This window comes from Rhizobium sp. AG207R, from assembly GCF_027109195.1.
GTDB classification, from domain to species: domain Bacteria; phylum Pseudomonadota; class Alphaproteobacteria; order Rhizobiales; family Rhizobiaceae; genus Rhizobium; species Rhizobium dioscoreae.
In genome coordinates this window covers 330085-348428 of the sequence record NZ_JAEPVT010000003.1, presented here as the reverse complement: position 1 = coordinate 348428, position 18344 = coordinate 330085, and the positions used below count along the sequence as shown (strand labels likewise).

Annotated in this window: 15 protein-coding genes; 2 read left to right on the top strand and 13 right to left on the bottom strand. The window is 60.9% G+C overall.

Features of this window, described 5'->3' with window-relative positions; genetic code table 11:
* Positions 1 to 137 precede the first annotated feature (137 nt).
* From JJQ51_RS09175 to JJQ51_RS09165, 3 genes are read right to left on the bottom strand one after another with little or no spacing between them, the layout of a single operon-like run.
* Positions 138 to 1163: a hydroxyacid dehydrogenase gene (locus tag JJQ51_RS09175; RefSeq protein ID WP_152094428.1), complete on the bottom strand. Its 1026-nt coding sequence runs from the start codon at positions 1161 to 1163 to the stop codon at positions 138 to 140.
* Positions 1160 to 3016, bottom strand: coding sequence for a DUF2264 domain-containing protein (locus JJQ51_RS09170; protein ID WP_152094427.1), 1857 nt, complete (start codon positions 3014 to 3016; stop codon positions 1160 to 1162). The genes JJQ51_RS09175 and JJQ51_RS09170 overlap by 4 nt, the downstream gene beginning before the upstream one ends.
* A 41-nt stretch (positions 3017 to 3057) precedes the next feature.
* On the bottom strand, positions 3058 to 4080 hold the full coding sequence (locus tag JJQ51_RS09165) for a LacI family DNA-binding transcriptional regulator (RefSeq protein ID WP_269244605.1): 1023 nt from the start codon (positions 4078 to 4080) through the stop codon (positions 3058 to 3060).
* Between the two features lie 151 nt (positions 4081 to 4231).
* On the opposite strand from JJQ51_RS09165, the gene JJQ51_RS09160 reads away from it, so the two are divergent.
* A complete protein-coding gene (locus tag JJQ51_RS09160; RefSeq protein WP_269244604.1) occupies positions 4232 to 5527 on the top strand; it encodes an ABC transporter substrate-binding protein in 1296 nt (431 codons plus the stop codon).
* Between the two features lie 261 nt (positions 5528 to 5788).
* Here JJQ51_RS09160 and JJQ51_RS09155 read toward each other — a convergent pair whose 3' ends face one another.
* The 10 genes from JJQ51_RS09155 to JJQ51_RS09110 form a co-directional block, all read right to left on the bottom strand.
* Positions 5789 to 6643, bottom strand: coding sequence for a 5'-nucleotidase, lipoprotein e(P4) family (locus JJQ51_RS09155; RefSeq protein ID WP_113421209.1), 855 nt, complete (start codon positions 6641 to 6643; stop codon positions 5789 to 5791).
* 285 nt (positions 6644 to 6928) lie between these two features.
* Complete coding sequence (locus tag JJQ51_RS09150) at positions 6929 to 8659, bottom strand: ABC transporter substrate-binding protein (RefSeq protein ID WP_113331538.1); 1731 nt, start codon at positions 8657 to 8659, stop codon at positions 6929 to 6931.
* A 126-nt stretch (positions 8660 to 8785) separates the two neighbouring features.
* Positions 8786 to 9073 carry a DUF2160 domain-containing protein gene (locus JJQ51_RS09145; RefSeq protein ID WP_113331541.1) on the bottom strand — a complete coding sequence of 96 codons (288 nt, stop codon included), beginning with the start codon at positions 9071 to 9073 and terminating at the stop codon, positions 8786 to 8788.
* A gap of 12 nt (positions 9074 to 9085) precedes the next feature.
* Positions 9086 to 9958, bottom strand: a complete 873-nt coding sequence (locus JJQ51_RS09140) for a carbohydrate ABC transporter permease (protein ID WP_233788642.1) — start codon at positions 9956 to 9958, stop codon at positions 9086 to 9088.
* A gap of 47 nt (positions 9959 to 10005) precedes the next feature.
* Positions 10006 to 10878 (bottom strand): carbohydrate ABC transporter permease, encoded by an 873-nt coding sequence (locus tag JJQ51_RS09135; protein WP_113331545.1) that lies wholly within the window; start codon positions 10876 to 10878, stop codon positions 10006 to 10008.
* 2 nt (positions 10879 to 10880) lie between these two features.
* Positions 10881 to 11951 (bottom strand): ABC transporter ATP-binding protein, encoded by a 1071-nt coding sequence (locus JJQ51_RS09130; RefSeq protein WP_113421208.1) that lies wholly within the window; start codon positions 11949 to 11951, stop codon positions 10881 to 10883.
* A gap of 9 nt (positions 11952 to 11960) precedes the next feature.
* Entirely contained in the window at positions 11961 to 13043 is a 1083-nt protein-coding gene (locus JJQ51_RS09125) for an ABC transporter ATP-binding protein (protein WP_113353766.1), read from the bottom strand.
* 757 nt (positions 13044 to 13800) lie between these two features.
* Positions 13801 to 14442 carry a ThuA domain-containing protein gene (locus tag JJQ51_RS09120; RefSeq protein WP_113331552.1) on the bottom strand — a complete coding sequence of 214 codons (642 nt, stop codon included), beginning with the start codon at positions 14440 to 14442 and terminating at the stop codon, positions 13801 to 13803.
* A 24-nt stretch (positions 14443 to 14466) separates the two neighbouring features.
* On the bottom strand, positions 14467 to 15567 hold the full coding sequence (locus JJQ51_RS09115; RefSeq protein WP_269244603.1) for a Gfo/Idh/MocA family protein: 1101 nt from the start codon (positions 15565 to 15567) through the stop codon (positions 14467 to 14469).
* A gap of 40 nt (positions 15568 to 15607) precedes the next feature.
* Positions 15608 to 16810 (bottom strand): ROK family transcriptional regulator, encoded by a 1203-nt coding sequence (locus JJQ51_RS09110; RefSeq protein WP_113353764.1) that lies wholly within the window; start codon positions 16808 to 16810, stop codon positions 15608 to 15610.
* Positions 16811 to 17031: 221 nt separating this feature from the next.
* Between JJQ51_RS09110 and JJQ51_RS09105 the strand changes: the two genes are divergently transcribed.
* Positions 17032 to 18333, top strand: a complete 1302-nt coding sequence (locus JJQ51_RS09105) for an ABC transporter substrate-binding protein (protein WP_145321946.1) — start codon at positions 17032 to 17034, stop codon at positions 18331 to 18333.
* The last annotated feature ends 11 nt before the right edge of the window (positions 18334 to 18344 follow it).

Sequence of the window (18344 nt, the reverse complement as noted above, 5' to 3'; positions counted from 1 at the left end):
TTTCCAAAAGTTCGAGGCAGAGCTTTTGGCGGACCGACGCCCATGAGATTGCTAGCGCGGAATGATTAAAAACGGGTTGTTTGCCTGTGCCGAAATGGGGCGATTTCAGGGTGTTTTCATGGATTTGCTGCGCCGCATCATGCCATCAGCGCCATATCCTCGCGGCGGATTTCATAGAGGAGCGGCTTGCCCTCGATAAAGCGGATGGCTTCATCCACCGCCATCTCACCGAGGCGGGTCCGCTCCAGCCCGACGGCACCGGCAATATGCGGCGTCAGGAAGACGTTCGGCAGCTCGTAAAACGCCGAGGCGGCTTCTGGAATTTCCGGATCGGTGACGTCGATGATCGCGTCGATATGGCCAGTTTTCAGCACGGCGATCAGGGCCGCTTCATCGACCAGTGCGCCGCGCGCCGTATTGATGAACGTTGCGCCCTTCTTCATCAGCGATAGGCGTTGCGCATTAATCATATGGCGTGTGGCGGGCAGCGAGGGTGCATGCAGCGAGACGATGTCGGCCGATGCCATCAGTGCATCCAGCTCGGCTTTTTCAACACCGAGGCGCGTCGCTTCGGCCGCATTGACCATCGGGTCATAGAGCAGGACGCGGTAGTTGAAGGGCGCCAGAAGTTCGATCACCCGCCGGCCGATCCGCGAGGCGCCGATGATGCCGATGGTGCGGCCGTAATTGCCGATGGCGTCGGCCTGCATTGGTACCGTCCGGTTGCGGTTGCGGTCGGCGACGTAGAAATCGCGAAAGCGGAAGACCTTCTTGCCGGCGAAGATGATGGCGGCAAGCGTGAATTCGGCAACCGGCAGGGCATTGGCCTGTGCCGCGTGGCTCACCAGGATACCGCGATCGAATAGGCTGTCGCCCACTAGTCCTTTCACCGTGCCTGCGGCATGAACCACCAGCTTGAGATGCGGCGCCTGTGCGAGCGCGGCACCATCGATCGTCGGCGCCCCCCAGCCGGTGATCAGAATTTCGGTTTCCGCGAGCAGCTTGGCCGCACGCGAATCGTCGAAGCTTTGCATCGGTGCGGCATCGAGTACGCGGCCGATAGAATCGAGGCGCTGAATGAGCGCCTCGGGCAGGACGTGCTGTGTGCGCGACGGTAGCATGGCGAATGATATCGCGGGGCGGCCGGAGAGGGATGGCGTCATGGCAGGCGGCCCGGCGCCTCAATGGCGCTGACCGTAACGCCCTTGTCTCTGATGAGGGCGCGCAGTGCGTCGATATCGGGTTTGGCTGGCGGCCTGCTCCAGGCGTGATCGACGGCAGCTGGGTCTTTCTCCGCAAGTACGGCTGAGACGAGAATGGTCTCGCCAGCAGGAATCGTGCCCCGCAATTGCGGCACCAGCGTTTTGGAAACGATGAGGTTGGTGTTTGGGGGCGCTTTCTGCGCGATGCCTTCACGTGTGATCGTCGAGCCGAGGTCGAGAATGCCGCTGAAATCCTCTTCGCCGACGGCATAAGCGGCACCGGTTGCGGAGGAAAGCGTGTCGGCTTCGAAGTCGCGCCGGGCACTGGCAAAGCCGCCTTCTGCCGTCTGTAGCGGCCGCGGCGTAGTGATCCTGTGCAGGCGGATGTGCCAGGGCGTTGCGGGGATAAGCCAGGTCTCCACCGTCACATCCAGATAGGGCGACCACTTGGCGTAAAGCGTATCGTCGGCGAGCTTCGCCTCTTCATTGGTTTCGCGCACGCGGTAGTGCAGGCCATCGTCGCTGAAGGCGAGCATGCTGTCGAAGGCGCCGCCGGCAAAGATGCGCTCATCGCTTTCGACGCTAAAGCCGTAGCGGGCGGAATAGGCGAATTTCGAGTATTTCTCGGCGCCGAAGCGCATCTGCTGGTTTTCCTGTCCGGAGGAGAGTGCAACGACATTATTCTTGCCGCGCATCAGGACCATGCCGGGGTGTCTTTGTGGGATGATAGCCGGCTCACTCTCTGGTGGCTTTTCTTCCGCAGTCCAGAACGGATGCGTTTCGGGAAGTGCCAGCGGCAGGAAGGCCTTGAAGGCCCAATAGGGTGAGCCGGCGGAATTGTAATTCTCCGACATCAGCAGGTTGGGATAGGCAAAGCCGATCGGCAGGGTGCCGTCGCGATGGGCGATCGGCTTGTCGGACCACCAACGCAGGTGCCGGAGGCACAGGCCCTTGATTTCGCCCCAAGGCAGCGCCTCGACATCAGCAAAAGCGAGCGCCGACCAGAAGCCGGCACATGCGAAGCGATAGGTCAGGCTGCGGCCGAAGGGGATCGTAGCACCATCGGGCGCGAACCAATGGCGGAAATCCCTCGCGAACAGGATGGCGCGCTCGCGGTAGCGCTCGGAGCGGTCGTCATTGACGAGCTTAGAATAGATCAGCCCGTAAAAGTGCATGGCGAAGGGAATGTAATGATCGATACGGCGGACATTGCCGTCGCGATACCAGCCGTCACCGATGTAGAAACCGTCGAGCTCGTTCAGGTAGCTTTCCGTCAGGCTGCGGTCGAAGGTGGCGCCGAGCCGGTCGAGCGCGATATCGACGAAGATGCGGAAGAACTTCCAATTGTTGTCGGCGTAGTCGAAGGTGCGGGCGTGCTTAAGGTAGGCGATCAAATTGTCACGAGCACGTTGGTCGAGCGGCTCCCAAATCTTCTCCGGCACGAGCGCCAGCGCGAAGCCGAGGGCGGCCAGTTCGACCATGCGCTGGTCGCGGCCGTTGACCGTGCCCCAATATTCCGGATGCTTCGGGTCGACGCCATTGGCGAGGCCTTCAGCGTAGCGGCCCCAGTGGCTGAAGTCGCCACTACCGGCGCCGAGCGGCGCCAACCCCCAGAGAGGGCGGGCGAAACCTTCGAGATCGGCGGCTGCCCGGTCGAAATGGGCGCCTGCGCCATCGATGCGGACGCGGGCATTGCCCTCGGAAAAATAAGGCAGCAACGGATCGAACAGGTCGGTCAGCGCGCGGCGCATGTCCGTAAGGGTCTTCAGCGGGTTGCCGGCAAGCGGATTGGCGCTGGCGGGGTCATAGATCATCGGTTCGGCCTTCTCGATCGTTTCCGCGGCGGGATTGAGTTTCAGGTTTCGGGTGGCAGCGTGCCGCCGGCGATCGGCGGGACGCCGTGGCAGATGTGGCGGGCCGGCGCATCGCGGTCGCGGAAGCGTGCGATCATTAGGCCGATGGCTTCCCGGCCGAGGGCTGCGCGATCGACGCGCATGGTTGCCAGCCGCGGATTGGTCATCAGGGCACAGGGAAGATCGTCGAAGCCCACAATGGCGAAATCCTCCGGCACCCGCAGGCCGGCTTCGGTGACGGCGTCCAGCACGCCGACGGCGATGAAATCGTTCATACAGAAGGCGGCGGTATAGCCTTCGCCTGCGGCAAGGATCTCGGCGGTTTTGTCATGGGCTTCCTGGCTGGAGCTGCCGCGAAAATTCATCGGCACGATGCGGCCTTCAGCGCCTTCCACCGAAGCGATCGCCGCCTCGAAGCCGCGGATGCGCTCGCGGATCGTCTGGCGATGCGAGCCGGTCAGATGCAGGATGCGGCGGTGGCCGGCATCGAGGAGGCGCCGGGTGGCGTTGTAGGCGCCGAAGAAATTCGAGGGTGAAACGCCGTCGAAGCGCAGCTTCGGGTCGGTGCCGTTGACGAGCACGGTCGGCGTGCCGCTGGTCTCGAGCCACCGGCAGAGCTCTTCCGAGGGGTCGATGCCGACGAGAAAGAGGCCCTCGGCACCGGCGGTCTGCAGATATTCCTTCACCAGTTCCGGTTCCGTCCTTGCCTCCCGAATGAGACGGATGTCGAAGCGCATGCCGCGCTCGGCAGCGCCCGCCCTCAGGCCCTCCAGAATACCCTCATAGAAGACGCTCAAGCCGCCGGTGACGCTGTCGCTGGCGATCAATGCAAGGCCGCCGGCCGCCGTCTCGGCTGCGGTCTTCAGCGGGTAGCCGAGATCGCTTGCCACCTTGAAGATGTGCTGGCGGATCGTCTCGCTGATGCCGGGTTCATTGGTGAGGACCCGCGACACCGTCGAGACGGAGACGCCGGCGGCAGTGGCGATGTCGGCCTGCCTGATGCGTTTGGAGCGAATATCGTTCATGTCGCAAACGCTATGCAAACTTATGCAAATTTGCAATAGAAAGATTTTTTATTGCACAGTGCAATGAAGTTGCATATCGTCGCGTTGACTTGTCCGCTGAAGGCGTCGGGGAGATCGCCGCGGATGACAACGCAAGAGAAGGAGGAATCTCATGCGCATGAATCGTCGTTCTTTCATGATCGGAGCTGCCGGAACCGCAGCTGGCCTTGCCCTTGGGGGAAGCGCAATGCCCGTCTTTGCCGACGCGACGCAGCTCCGGGCGATGTGGTGGGGTTCGCCCGATCGCGGCAAGCGCACGGTCGCTGTTGCCGAACTGTTTCACAGCAAGAACCCCGATCTGTCCGTCATCGGCGAGAGCATCAGCGGCGACGGCTATTGGGCGAAGCTTGCCACCGGCATGGCCAGCCAGAACATCGCCGATGTCTTCCAGCTCGAGCCAAGCACGATCTCCGACTATTCCAAGCGCGGCGCCTGCATGCCGCTCGACCAATTCGTGCCCTCGACACTGAATGTCGACAGTTTCGGCAAGGACGTGCTGAAGCTGACCACGGTCGACAACAAGCTTTATGGTGTCGGTCTCGGGCTGAATTCCTTCGCAATGTTCTATGACGAGGACATGTTCAAGAAGACGGGGCTCACGCCGCCCGGTCCGACGACGACATGGGCCGAATATGCCGATCTCGCCGTGGAAATGACCAAGGCTGCCGGCAAGCGCGGCTATTGGGGCGGTCCTTATGGCGCACGCTATAATTATGTGCTCGATGTCTGGCTGCGCCAGCGCGGCAAGAGCCTCTTTACGGAAGAGGGCGGGCTCGGCTTCGGTGTCGACGATGCCAAGGAATGGTACAGCTACTGGGAAGAGCTGCGCAAACGCGGCGGTACGGTCTCCGCCGATGTCCAGACGCTCGACCAGAACGTTATCGAGAGCAATTGCCTGGCGCTCGGCAAATCGGCCATCGGCATGGCTTATTCCAACCAGCTCGTCGGCTATCAGCTTGTTGTCAAGAGCAAGCTCGCCGTCACCATGCTGCCACGCGAGAAGAAAGATGGTCCCTCCGGCCATTATTACCGTCCGGCGCTGATCTGGAGCGTCGGTGCCACCAGCAAGAATGGCGAAGCGGCCGCCAAGTTCATCAATTTCTTCGTCAATGATGTCGATGCTGGCAAGATCCTCGGCGTCGAACGCGGCGTGCCGATGTCGCCCGCCGTACGCGCCGCCATCCTGCCGACGCTCAATCCGGTGGAGCAGCAGACGGTGCACTATATCGAGCTGTTGAAGGATCAGGTCGGCACCTATCCCGTGCCGGCGCCGCTCGGCTCCCAGGAATTCGACGCGAACGTCGCCCGCCCCGTCGCCGACCAGCTCGCCTTCGGTAAGATCACGGTCGCCGAGGCGGCGAAGCGGCTGGTGGAAGAAGGTGCGGCGAAATTGAAGCGGAAGGGTTGATTGAAGCTCATCGGAGGCTTTCCTGTAACGGGAGAGGCTGTACCCCCCTCTGTCGCTATCGCGACATCTCCCCCACAAGGGGGGGAGATTGTTTGGAGTTTGCCGCCGCTTTTATCCAAGCAGTTCATTTCGATTTCAGCGGGCGTGATATTAGCTTGAGGCAGGTTAGAATTCCGCGCGACCAATCTCCCTCCTTGTGGGGGAGATGTCACGAAGTGACAGAGGGGGGTGCGGACCCTCCTCAACCTCCACTGCCAATGTTTACTTCCCATCCCAGGGCTTCAGTGCATCCTGCTTCATCCTGCGCTGTTCTTCCGGCGCAAGCTTGTAATCCCCCTTATAGGGTGCGCTTTCGAACGAGCCATAGGTCGGATTGGCGATGGCTATCCAGTCGTGGCCGAAATGCGCGGCATTGGCCTCGAAGACCTTCTGGCGCTCTTCGACCGTACCCTTGTAGTCGTCAGTGAAGTCGCCGAAATTGTCGCCGAACATCAGGAGAATGCGATAGTTCTTGGCGATGAAGGCGCGGCGCGTGCCCTTGGCAGAACCCCAGTCCGGCTGCTCCTTGGCGCTCAGGAAAGTGTCGACATTGTCGCCCATCGGAAAACCGAAGCGCTTCATTTCTTCAACGGTCGGACCTTCCTCATCGGCGGTGCGGTTGGTGACGTAGAAGACCTTTACGCCTTTTGATGCTGCATATTGGGTGAATTCCACCGCGCCGGGAATCGGCTTGTCCTGTTGGGCATTCACATACTGCGTCCAGGTTTCCGGCTTGAAGCTCGTACCCGCCGTGACATTACGCGCCTGATAAGGCGACGTATTGAGCACGGTATCATCGACATCGAGGATGATGGCGGGCGGAAAGTCCTGGAAATTACCTGTTTGCTCGACCGGAGCTGCGGTCCAGTTCTTGTCGGCCAGCGCTTCGTCGAGCCTGATACGGCCGAGCGCATAGGCACCAAGCGCGTTGGCCTGCGCCTCCACCGACGTCTGATCCCAAAGAACGGCATTGAGATTGTCGTCGGGCATGGCGGCCGGCAGATCGGCGGCCAAAGCCGGCAAGGCAGACGCGAGGCCGATCACGAATGTCAGGCGCCCTAGATATCTATTTTCCACTCCGTTCTCCTTTATGAAATTCCGGAAATCAACTCGTCGCATTAACGATTTTAAACAGGCATCAAAGTCTTGACCCGGGTAAGGATAGTTTGCGCGTAGACGGAATGTGTCAAGTATATGACAGCTGGCGGATCGGGTTCAGTTGATTTTGATTTGCGGTCCCTGCCTGTGCCAAGCGCCTCCATGCGGCGGCGTTTTTGACAAAGGTCATGCTGGAGCTCTGAAACGATAAAATGCCGGGATCCTTTCAGACCCCGGCACCGCCGCATCTCCAAGTGCGGTTGCTTATTTCTTCGCGTCGGCCCAGCTCTTGACCAGTTCGTCATAATTGACGGTGATCGGCTTTTCCTTTTCGTTGGCGATCTTCAGCTGCGGAGCGAGATGGCCGTTCTTGACGGCATCGGCGTTCCAGTAGGCAAGATCGTGCTCTTCGGCGAGCTTCGGTCCGATGTCGCCCTGAACGCCTGCGCGTTCCAGGCGCTGCATGACACGTTCCTGATCGGCGCAAAGTGCATCCATGGCTCCTTGCGCATCCTTGGCGCCGGAAGCGGCATCGCCGATCGCCTGCCACCAGAGCTGTGCGAGCTTCGGATAGTCAGGAACGTTCGTGCCGGTCGGTGACCATTGCACGCGGGCCGGCGAGCGGTAGAACTCGATCAGGCCGCCGAGCTCCGGCGCGCGCTTGGTGAAGCTCTTATCGCGGATGGTGGATTCGCGGATAAAGGTGAGGCCGACATGGCTCTTCTTCACGTCCACCGTCTTCGAGGTGACGAACTGCGCATAGAGCCATGCGGCCTTGGCGCGGTCGACCGGGGTCGACTTCATCAGCGTCCAGGAGCCGACGTCCTGATAGCCGAGCTTCATGCCGTCCTTCCAGTAGACGCCATGCGGCGACGGCGCCATGCGCCACTTCGGCGTGCCATCCGAATTCATGACCGGCAGGCCGGGCTTGACCATGTCGGCGGTGAAGGCCGTGTACCAGAAGATCTGCTGGGCGATATTGCCCTGTGCTGGAACCGGGCCGGATTCCGAGAAGGTCATGCCTTGGGCTTCCGCCGGAGCGTATGCCTTCAGCCAATCGAGATATTTCTGGATCGAGTAGACGGCGGCCGGTCCGTTGGTATCGCCGCCGCGGGCAACGCAGGAGCCGACAGGACGGGAATTGGCATCGACCTTGATGCCCCATTCGTCAACCGGCAGACCGTTCGGCAGGCCCTTGTCGCCGTTGCCGGCCATGGAGAGCCAGGCGTCGGTGAAGCGCCAGCCGAGCGACGGGTCCTTCTTGCCATAGTCCATATGGCCGAAGACCTTCTTGCCGTCGACATCGCGACCGGTGAAGAACTGGGCGATATCCTCATAGGCCGACCAGTTGACCGGTACGCCGAGCTCATAGCCATACTTGGCCTTGAAATCGGCCTTGTTCTTCGGGTCGTTGAACCAGTCGTAACGGAACCAGTAGAGGTTGGCGAACTGCTGGTCGGGGAGCTGATAAAGCTTCTTGTCGGGAGCAGTCGTAAAGCTGGTGCCGATGAAATCGGCGATATCGATGCCCGGATTGGTGACGTCCTTGCCCTCGCCAGCCATCCAGTCGGTCAGGTTGCGAACCTGCTTGTAGCGCCAATGCGTGCCGATCAGGTCGGAATCGTTCACCCAGCCGTCATAGAGGTTCTGGCCGGTCTGCATCTGCGTCTGGATCTTTTCGACGACGTCGCCTTCCTGGATGACGTCGTGGGTGACCTTGATGCCTGTTATGGCGGTGAAGGCCGGGGCCAGAACCTGCGATTCATACTGGTGTGTCGTCAGGGTTTCCGACACGACCTTGATTTCCATGCCCTGGAAAGGCTTGGCCGCATCGATGAACCACTGCATTTCCTTTTCCTGGTCGGCGCGCGAGAGCGTCGAGAGATCGCCGATCTCCTTGTCCAGGAATGCCTTGGCTTCGTTCATGCCGGCATGCGCCGTGCCGGCGAGCGCCAGCAAGGCAACTGCCGTTGTCGTCAAGAGATGCCGTCGCATATATTCCTCCCTACAGGTTGCGAGTGCATTGTCAGCCAGCCGGATTTCCGGCCATCTGTATCGATTTGCCTTACTGCTCCGCATGACCGGATGGGCAACGGGGCGGTAACGGTTTGAATTTCCGCGTCAGACCAGACGGAAGACGCCGATGGCGTAGATCACGGAAAGAGCAAGAGCCCACCACAGGCTTGGGCCTCCCAGACCCAGCCAGGCGAGATGGATGAAGGCGGCGCCGAGCAGCGAAATGAACAGCCGGTCGCCACGCGTCGTTTCGAAGCGCAGGATGCCGAGGCGCGGATGGCCGCCGGGCGAAACATACTCCCACACAGCCATGCCGATCAGCAGCAGCAGGATCGTCGCGAAAAACAGCGCCGTCGGCAGCGTCCAGGCCATCCAGGAAAAGTCTGTATTCATGGCGGTTTTCCTTTAGACGCGGCCGAGCGCGAAGCCCTTGGCGATGTAGTTGCGGACGAAATAGATGACGAGCGCGCCGGGAACCAAGGTCAGGACACCGGCGGCGGCAAGCAGGCCCCAATCCATGCCGGCGGCCGAGACGGTGCGCGTCATGATGGCGGCGATCGGCTTGGCGTCGGTCGTGGTCAAGGTGCGGGCGATCAGCAGTTCCACCCAGGAGAACATGAAGCAGAAGAAGGCGGCGACGCCGATGCCGCTTGCGATCAGGGGAATGAAGATCTTGATGAAGAAGCGCGGGAACGAATAGCCGTCGATATAGGCCGTCTCGTCGATTTCCTTCGGCACGCCGGACATGAAGCCTTCGAGGATCCAGACCGCCAGCGGCACGTTGAAGAGGCAGTGCGCCAGCGCGACGGCGATATGGGTATCGATCAATCCGAAGGCCGAATAGAGCTGGAAGAAGGGCAGTGCAAAGACCGCCGGCGGCGCCATGCGGTTCGTCAGCAGCCAGAAGAAGACGTGCTTGTCGCCGAGGAAGCGGTAGCGCGAGAAGGCATAGGCTGCGGGAAGGGCGCAGGCGACCGAGATCACCATGTTCATGACGACATAGGTGATCGAGTTGATGTAGCCCTTGTACCAGGACGGATCGGTGAAGATGATCGTGTAGTTGCGCAGCGTCGGCTGGTGCGGATAGAGCGTTAGGCCGCTGACGATCTCCTCATTGGTCTTGAAGCTCATATTGACGAGCCAGTAGATCGGTAACAGCAGGAAGACGATATAAAGCGTCGGCACAAGCCACGCCCACCGCCCCTTTTCGCCGTGACGGCGGGCAACCCGCGCGCTTGTCGCAGCAGTCGCGTTCGCGGCGGCGTCGGAAGCGGCCATCTTGTGCATCGCGGCGTTATCGGCCGTGGTGGAGAGGGGTTTGCCGCTCATCGGCTTTCTCCCGCATCGTAATTGGTCATGACGGTGTAGAAGACCCAGGACAGTAGGAGCACGATCAGGAAATAGATCAGCGACATGGCCGCGGCCGGGCCGAGGTCGAACTGGCCGAGCGCCATCTTCACGAGATCGATCGACAGGAAGGTCGTGGAATTGCCGGGGCCGCCGCCCGTCACGACGAAGGGTTCGGTGTAGATCATGAAACTATCCATGAAGCGCAGCAGCACGGCGATCAGCAACACGCGGTTCATCTTCGGCAGCTGAATGTAGCGGAAGACGGACCAGCGCGAGGCGCCGTCGATCTTGGCCGCCTGGTAGAAGGCATCCGGAATGGAGGCGAGGCCGGCATAGCAAAGCAGCACGACGAGGCTCGTCCAGTGCCAGACGTCCATGATGATGATCGTCGCCCAGGCGTCCGCCGGATCGGAGACGTAATTGTAGTCGATGCCGAGATTGACGAGGACATAGCCCATCAAGCCAATGTCGCTGCGGCCGAAGACCTGCCAGATCGTGCCGACGACGTTCCAGGGGATCAGCAGCGGCAAGGCCATCAGCACGAGGCAGACGGGAACGCCGATGCCCTTCTTCGGCATGTTGAGCGCGATGAAGATGCCGAGCGGCACCTCGATCGCCAGGATGACGAAGGAGAAGATCAGGTTGCGGATCATCGAATCCCAGAAACGACCGGAATGGAGGATCTCTTCGAACCACTGTGTGCCCGCCCAGAAGAATTGATTGTTTCCGAAGGTGTCCTGCACCGAATAGTTAACGACGGTCATCAGCGGAATGACGGCGGAAAAGCCGACGAGCAGCAGAACCGGAATGAGCATGAACCAGGCTTTGTTGTTCCAGGTCTTGTCCATCGTCAGGCTCCCATCTCGATGCGCCAGGAGTCGGCGTAGATATTGATGCCGGCGGGATCGAAGGCGATGTGCGGCTCGGCCGGCACCGTCTGGTCCTCGCCGATGACCGCCACGATCTCCTGGCCGTCGAGTTTGGCGCGGACCACCTTGCGGCGGCCGAGATCCTCGACCTTGGTAACTGTGGCGGGCATGCCCTCGCGGCCGATGCGGACGAATTCGGGGCGAATGCCGAGTTCGGAACGGCCGGCCCGCTTTTCTTTCGGCGCGCCGGGCAGCGCGATCATACGGTTGCCGATACGCGCGCTATTGCCTTCGATTTCGACAGGCATGACGTTCATGCCGGGCGAACCGATGAAATAACCGACGAAAGTATGGCGCGGGCGCTCGAAGAGATCGTTTGGCGTGCCGATCTGCACCACTTCGCCATTGTACATGACCACGACCTTGTCGGCGAAGGTCAGCGCTTCCGTCTGGTCATGGGTGACATAGACCATCGTGAAGCCGAAGCGGCGGTGGAGCTGCTTCAGCTGCGAGCGCAGCACCCACTTCATATGCGGGTCGATGACGGTCAGCGGCTCGTCGAACAGGATGGCGTTGACATCCGAGCGCACTAGACCGCGGCCGAGCGAGATCTTCTGCTTGGCATCGGCCGTCAGGCCGCGCGCCTTGCGGTGGGCGCTGTCGGAAAGGCCGATCATCTCGATGATCTCATCGACCTTGCGCTTGACCTCTGTCTCCGGGACATGCCGGTTGCGCAGCGGGAAGGCAAGATTGTCGTAGACCGTCATCGTGTCGTAGACGACCGGGAACTGGAAGACCTGCGCAATGTTGCGCTCCTGGGTCGACAGCCGCGTCACATCCTTGCCGTCGAAGAGGATGCGGCCTTCGGAAGCCTGCACCAGGCCCGAAACAATGTTGAGAAGCGTGGTCTTGCCGCAGCCGGAAGGGCCGAGCAGCGCATAGGCGCTGCCGTCCTCCCAACTGTGGTTCACTTCCTTCAGCGCATAGTCGGCGTCGGATTTAGGATGATCGTTGTAGGCGTGCCTGATGTGGTCAAGATCGATGCGGGCCATAGTCTCTCCTCAGGCGGCTTGTTGCAGGGCGGGGGTGACGGCGGCGCCATCGGTGTCGAAGACCATGATGTGGCGCGGATCGATGTAGACATCGATCGCATCGTCGACATCGATATCTTGCACGCCCTGTGTCAGCATCACCCAGCGCTGACCGGCAAAATCGATATGAATGAAGCTCTCCGAGCCGGTGATTTCGGTCACCATGACACGCGCCGGGGCGGCGACGGCTTCCGGCGTCTGCGGCGCGAGCGCGAGATGATGCGGCTGAAAGGCGATTGTGTAGCGGCCATCCGGCCGATCCTCCAAGCCCCTTGGTACGGGCAGGCGAATATTGCTGTCGAGCAGGAATTCCCGGCCGCGTTTATCGAGCGCGATTGTATTTAGCGGCGGATCAGCAAAGGTGGTGGCGGTAATCAGGTCGCGAGGATTGCGGAAGACATCGATCGTCGGCCCGAATTGCGTGATGCGGCCTTCCGCCAGGGTCGCCGTATTGCCGCCAAGGAGCAACGCTTCGGAGGGTTCAGTGGTGGCGTAGACGAAGATGGCACCGGATTCGGCGAAGATTTTCGGCAATTCGGCGCGCAGCTCCTCACGCAGCTTGTAGTCGAGATTGGCGAGCGGCTCGTCGAGCAGCACGAGGCCGGCATTCTTGACGATGGCGCGGGCAAGTGCCGTACGCTGTTGCTGGCCGCCGGAAAGGCTCAAGGGAAGGCGATCAAGGAAGGGGCCGAGGCGCAAAAGATCGGCTGCCTTTTTTACTTCCTTGTCGATGGACGCCGCGCTCTTGCCGCTCAACCGCATCGGCGAGGCGATGTTGTCATAAACGGTCATGGCGGGATAGTTGATGAATTGCTGGTAGACCATGGCGACGTTGCGGCGCTGCACCGGCTGGCCGGTGACATCCTTGCCATCGACGTGGATCGTGCCAGTGGTCGGCTTATCGAGGCCGGCCATCAGCCGCATCAGCGACGTTTTGCCAGACAGCGTTGGCCCCAGAAGCACGTTCAACGTGCCGCGCTGCAGCGTCAGATTTGTTTCGGCAATATGGGTTTCGCCGCCGACAGACTTCGATACGCCCCTGAGTTCAAGCACGATAGATTCCTTCCATGCGCCGCATATCGATGCTGCCGCGAGGATCGCGAAGAGACTGATCCGTCCGGAAATGCCGTCGCCGGGCGGTGTCTATTGCTGAAATTATGGTTGTCGGGAGGTGGATTGTGCCGATCTGCCTGCGGAAACATCGCATCGGCTTGAATGGTGCCGCGCGAGGTCAATGGAGGTGCGGCCGATGCCGCAAACCAAGCCGTTTTCCGTATTGATCTGATTTTCGGACAATTATTCCTCCCCTTGTTTCGATTTGCATCCCTCACGCGAAAACCGAAACAAGAATGACGATAAATGAAGATAAAGGAATGTCAAACGAAAATTGACCGCGTTTCAGTTTCGCTTCATGAATCTCATCTCTGGCGTGCTTTAGCGATTTATTCTCAATCCGGTAAGCAATCGATTGGAATTGCAAATGGAGGCTGGTGTCCCTTTCGATGCGTCCACTCGCATCATGGCCGGACGGAGCCTGATCGCCCGTCCGAACAGTCGTGCGTTTCGGAGCCTGGCACTGAGTGCGAGGCAGGATCTGCAATATCCGGCGGTGAATAGGGAAGGTGATCGATGGCAGGATGCGGGATGGAGCTCATGCCCAAGCTCCATTCACGGGCGTCTGCCCTGCCTGCTTATCATTTGCTCGAAGCGATGAAATCTGCCATGTGCGCGCTCGCGCCGTCATCGTTTACCGACGCAGAACCGCCCCTCAAGCATTATGAGGAGCGGCAGTTTTCGAAATGGACGGGACTTAGCGCGCCGCCCAGTTGGCGCCGCGGCGGAAGATGGTCTTCATCTGCGGGACGTCGAATTCCTTGGCCTGATGGCCGAGCGAGGAATAGAAAACGCGGCCCTGGCCGTATTTGCGCTTCCATGCGACCGGCATGACGACGCCGTCGATCCAGTAGGCATGATCGCCGGTGAAGGTGGTGGTCGCCAGCACCTCGTTCGAGGGGTCGACATGCATGTAATATTGCTCCGACGTGTAGGGGAAATCGGTAATCCCCTCCATGATCGGATCGTCCGGGCGGGTGATATTGACCGTATAGTCGATGATATTGCCGGGATGGGCGACCCATTGGCCGCCGATGATGAACTGGTACTCGACGCTCTCGCGGAAACTATCGCCAGCACCGCCATGATAGCCGGCTATGCCGACGCCGCTTTCGATCGCAGCGGCGAGGTTCTTCACCTCCTCCTTCTCGATCTTCGACATGGTGACGATCGGCACGATCAGGCTAAGATCATGGATCGAAGGGTCGGCAAAGGCCTCGGTGCTGTTTTCGAGATAGACCTTGAAACCGTCCTCTTCCAGCATGTCGCGGATGATGTGGGCGCATTCCTGCGGTTCGTGGCCGCTCCAGCCGCCCCAGACGATAAGTGCTTCACGCATGATAATCCTCCTGAAATTACTTGGTTAGCGGCCGATCTGCCCATCCACCAGGGATTCGGACAGAGGGGCGGGACGCTCCGTTTGCGTCGTGATGGCGACCGTGCGACCCGTATCGGAAGCCGTCTGGAAGGCTTCCATGACCTCGAGCACATGCAGCGCGAGGCTGCCATTGGCGCGGTGGGGACGGTTCGAGCGGATGGCGTGCGCCAGATCGGCGACGCCGAGCGAACGGTAATTGCCGTCGGCATAGGGCGCGGTGATCTCGCGCTCGGCAAATTCGCCGCCCTTCTTCAAAAACTCCACCGGGCCGCCGAAGCGGTTGGGATCGGGCACGATTAGCGTGCCTTCGGTGCCGTAGACTTCGAGTGGAACATGCTTGTGGCCGGCGACATCGAAGCTCATGCCGATCTGGACGACCGCGCCATTGGCAAAGGCCATGACACCGGCGACGTGTGTCGGCACATGCACGGGGATGCGTTCCCCATTACGAGGTTCGCTGGTGATGATGCGTTCCTTGCGCGGCGTGACGGCAAAGCCTGCGACTTGGGAAACGGGACCGAGCAGATTGACGAGATCGGTGATGTAATAGGGACCCATATCGAGCATCGGGCCGCCACCGACTTCATAATAGAAAGCCGGATTCGGATGCCAGCGCTCATGGCCGGGGCACATGAAGGTGGCGGTGCCACCGACCGGGATGCCGATCGCGCCCTCGTCGATGATGGCGCGCGCCGCCTGGTGACCGCCGCCGAGGAAGGTATCGGGGGCAGCGCCGATGCGCAGCCCCTTGGCGGCAGCGGCATCCGCCAGCTTCTTGCCTTCGGCGAAATTGATGCCGAGCGGCTTTTCCGAATAGGTGTGTTTGCCGGCTTCGAGCGCCTGCAGGCCGACGGCGACATGCGCCTTCGGAATGGTCAGGTTGACGATGATCTCGATCGATGGGTCCGCCAGCAACGTGGCGATGTCGACCGCTTTCAAGCCGAATTCAGCGGCCTTTGCCTCGGCGAGCTCGCGATTGAGGTCGGCGACACCTTTGATGTCGAGAATGGGAAAGGATTTCATGGCGGTGAGATAGGCGCCGGAAATGTTCCCGCAGCCGATGATGCCGATGCCGACCTTGTTCATAAGATTCCTCCAGATGAATTGTCTTTGCTGTCTTGCGAAATCACAGGGCCGGTGCCGGCCCCGTCGTTCCCCAGGGCGATTCGTAGAGTTCGCGCAGTGCCACGACGGCGGCGCCCTGCGCCCAGGTCTCGTCGGTCGACTGGTCGAAAACCAGTTCGGTCACACCCCTGATCGACGGTGGAATAGCCAGTGAATAGGCCTCCCGCAGGCTGTCGAGGAAGGGCTGGCCGAGCGCCAGGCTCGAACCCACGAGAATGACGCGCGGCGGGGCAAACAGCGTGACGATGTTGGCGAGCGCCATGCCGCAGGCCTCGCCGGCACGAATGGCCGCGCTGATGAGCGAGACATCCTCGGCATCGATCAGCGTCTTGGCATGCGCCATTCCGCGTCCGAGGCGGATGGCTTCGGCAAAACGGCCGCTCGGCTGATCGCCGAGAATGGCGCTCTCGCCGGCAAGGCTTGCCAAACGAATGATGCCCTGTGGTCCCATGCCGAGAACGAGGTCGCCAAGGTTGTGGCTGAGGCCGCCGGCGCCGCGAAAGAGCTGGCCGCCATGCAGAACACCCAGGCCCAGCGTCTGCTCTAGCGATACCAGTACCATGTCGTCCAGGTCTCTCGCCTTGCCGAACCAGTGGTGCGCGAGCGTGATGGCATGTGCATCGCTTTCGACGATGGTGGTCACGCCCAGCCGCTCCGACATTTCCTTGGCGAAATCGACGCCGGCTTCTCGGAAGATCGGGCTGGTGCGGACATGGCCGGTGCGGTGCTCGACGACACCGGGCAGGCCGAGGCAGACGGAATCGATCTCGTCCAGCGCCAGATTGGCGTCAACGACGCAGCGGCGCACGCCATCCTCGAGGAGATCGGCGATAACGCCGATCGGTTGGCGGTCGACGCGCAGCGCCAGTGTCAGCGTCGAGAGAACCTCGCCGCAAAAGTCCGTCACGACGAAGACCATGCGATTGGCGGCGATTTTCGCACCGACGACGCGCGCGGCATCCGGGTTGAGCTCCAGCATGACGCGGGGCCGGCCGCGGCTGGCCGCCTCGCGCAGGTCGCCTTCGGTGCGGGCCAGGATCAGCCCGTCATCCAGCAGCGAGGCCGTGATTGCCGAGACTGTGGTCGTGGAAAGCTGGGTGCGGTCGCTGATTTCGATACGTGCGATGGAGCCCGCCCGCCGGATCGTATCCAGCACATTGAAGCGGTTTATCGCCCGCATAAGCTCGGGATCTGCTGTTTTCATGAGAATGGCGCCGAATGACGGACCCGCTCGGCTGCGGCCTGATATTTTTAACGGAATGCGAATTAAATAGCCTATGGCCATTGCCCAATGTCAAGCCATTTTGCAGACGGTCTGCCGAAAATTTAGCGTTGGCGGTTGACATTTCAGCAAAGCTCCGTTGAATTATTCCGCATAAGGGAAAAAATATCTGAGGCTCTTGGTTCCCTTGGGAGGAGAAAATCATGATCCATCTACGCGGGGCCAAAGCCCTTCGCATCGCGGCTGTCGCCGCCACGACTGGACTGGCGATTCTCGCCGGCGCGACGGGCGCTGCTGCCGATACCGTCGTCAAATGGCTGCATCTGGAAACCGATCCGAATTATGTCGCCGTCTGGCGCAAGATCGCGGATCAGTATGAGGCCAAGCATCCCGGCACAAAGATAGAGATGCAGTTCCTGGCCAATGAGGCGTTCAAGGCGAAGCTGCCGACATTGCTGCAATCGAAGGACGCGCCCGATTTCTTCTTCAGCTGGGGCGGTGGTGTCTTGAAGCAGCAGCAGCAGACCGGCGCGCTGCTGGATCTGACTTCGGCAATGAACGCCAAGGATGGCGCTTGGCTCAAGAGCTACAATCAGGCGGCCATCAAGGGCCTGACCTTCGACGGCAAAATCAGCGCCGTTCCGTATAAGCTCGGCACGGTTTCCTTCTTCTATAACAAGGCGCTGTTCGCCAAGGCTGGCGTCGATGCGAGCTCTATCAAGACCTGGGACGATTATCTGGCCGCAGTCAAGAAGATCAAGGCTGCCGGTATTGCGCCGATCGCCGGCGGCGGCGGAGAGAAATGGCCGATCCATTTCTACTGGAGCTATCTGGTGATGCGCGACGGCGGTCAGCAGGTCTTCAACGACGCCAAGAACGGCAAGGGCAACGGCTTCAACGATCCGGCTATCATCAAGGCCGGCGAACAGCTTGCAGAGCTCGGCAAGCTCGAACCTTTCCAGCCCGGCTATCTCGGCACCACCTGGCCGCAGGCGCTCGGCGTCTTCGGCGACGGCAAGGCTGCAATGATCCTCGGCTTCGAAAATACCGTTGCCAACCAGCGCACCAATTCCGGTGACGGCAAGGGTCTGGCGGATGACAATATCGGCCGCTTCGCCTTCCCGGCCGTGACCGGCGGTGCCGGCCTTCCGACTGATACGCTCGGCGGGCTGAACGGCTGGGCTGTCACCAAGAAAGCCCCGCCCGAGGCGCTCGATTTCCTCGCTTATCTCACCAATGCCGAAAACGAGCGCACCATGGCGCAAGCCGGCATGATCATCCCGGTTGCCGTCGGTGCGGAAGATGGCGTCAAGGGTCCGCTGATGCACGAGGCTGCCGACCAGCTGGCGCATTCGACTTGGCATCAGAACTTCTTCGACCAGGATCTCGGCCCCTCGGTCGGCCGCGTCGTCAACGATGTGGCCGTCGGCATCGTCTCCGGCCAGATTTCGCCGAAGGATGGCGCGCAGCAGGTCCAGGATGCCTTCGAGCAGGACCAGCTCTAGCGCCCTCCGGC

Coding starts and splice junctions, on each gene's coding strand:
- JJQ51_RS09175 (WP_152094428.1), bottom strand. CDS start 1,163: ATGACGCCATCCCTCTCCGGCCGCCCCGCGATATCATTCGCCATGCTA.
- JJQ51_RS09170 (WP_152094427.1), bottom strand. CDS start 3,016: ATGATCTATGACCCCGCCAGCGCCAATCCGCTTGCCGGCAACCCGCTG.
- JJQ51_RS09165 (WP_269244605.1), bottom strand. CDS start 4,080: ATGAACGATATTCGCTCCAAACGCATCAGGCAGGCCGACATCGCCACT.
- JJQ51_RS09160 (WP_269244604.1), top strand. CDS start 4,232: ATGCGCATGAATCGTCGTTCTTTCATGATCGGAGCTGCCGGAACCGCA.
- JJQ51_RS09150 (WP_113331538.1), bottom strand. CDS start 8,659: ATGCGACGGCATCTCTTGACGACAACGGCAGTTGCCTTGCTGGCGCTC.
- JJQ51_RS09145 (WP_113331541.1), bottom strand. CDS start 9,073: ATGAATACAGACTTTTCCTGGATGGCCTGGACGCTGCCGACGGCGCTG.
- JJQ51_RS09140 (WP_233788642.1), bottom strand. CDS start 9,958: ATGGCCGCTTCCGACGCCGCCGCGAACGCGACTGCTGCGACAAGCGCG.
- JJQ51_RS09135 (WP_113331545.1), bottom strand. CDS start 10,878: ATGGACAAGACCTGGAACAACAAAGCCTGGTTCATGCTCATTCCGGTT.
- JJQ51_RS09130 (WP_113421208.1), bottom strand. CDS start 11,951: ATGGCCCGCATCGATCTTGACCACATCAGGCACGCCTACAACGATCAT.
- JJQ51_RS09120 (WP_113331552.1), bottom strand. CDS start 14,442: ATGCGTGAAGCACTTATCGTCTGGGGCGGCTGGAGCGGCCACGAACCG.
- JJQ51_RS09115 (WP_269244603.1), bottom strand. CDS start 15,567: ATGAACAAGGTCGGCATCGGCATCATCGGCTGCGGGAACATTTCCGGC.
- JJQ51_RS09110 (WP_113353764.1), bottom strand. CDS start 16,810: ATGAAAACAGCAGATCCCGAGCTTATGCGGGCGATAAACCGCTTCAAT.
- JJQ51_RS09105 (WP_145321946.1), top strand. CDS start 17,032: ATGATCCATCTACGCGGGGCCAAAGCCCTTCGCATCGCGGCTGTCGCC.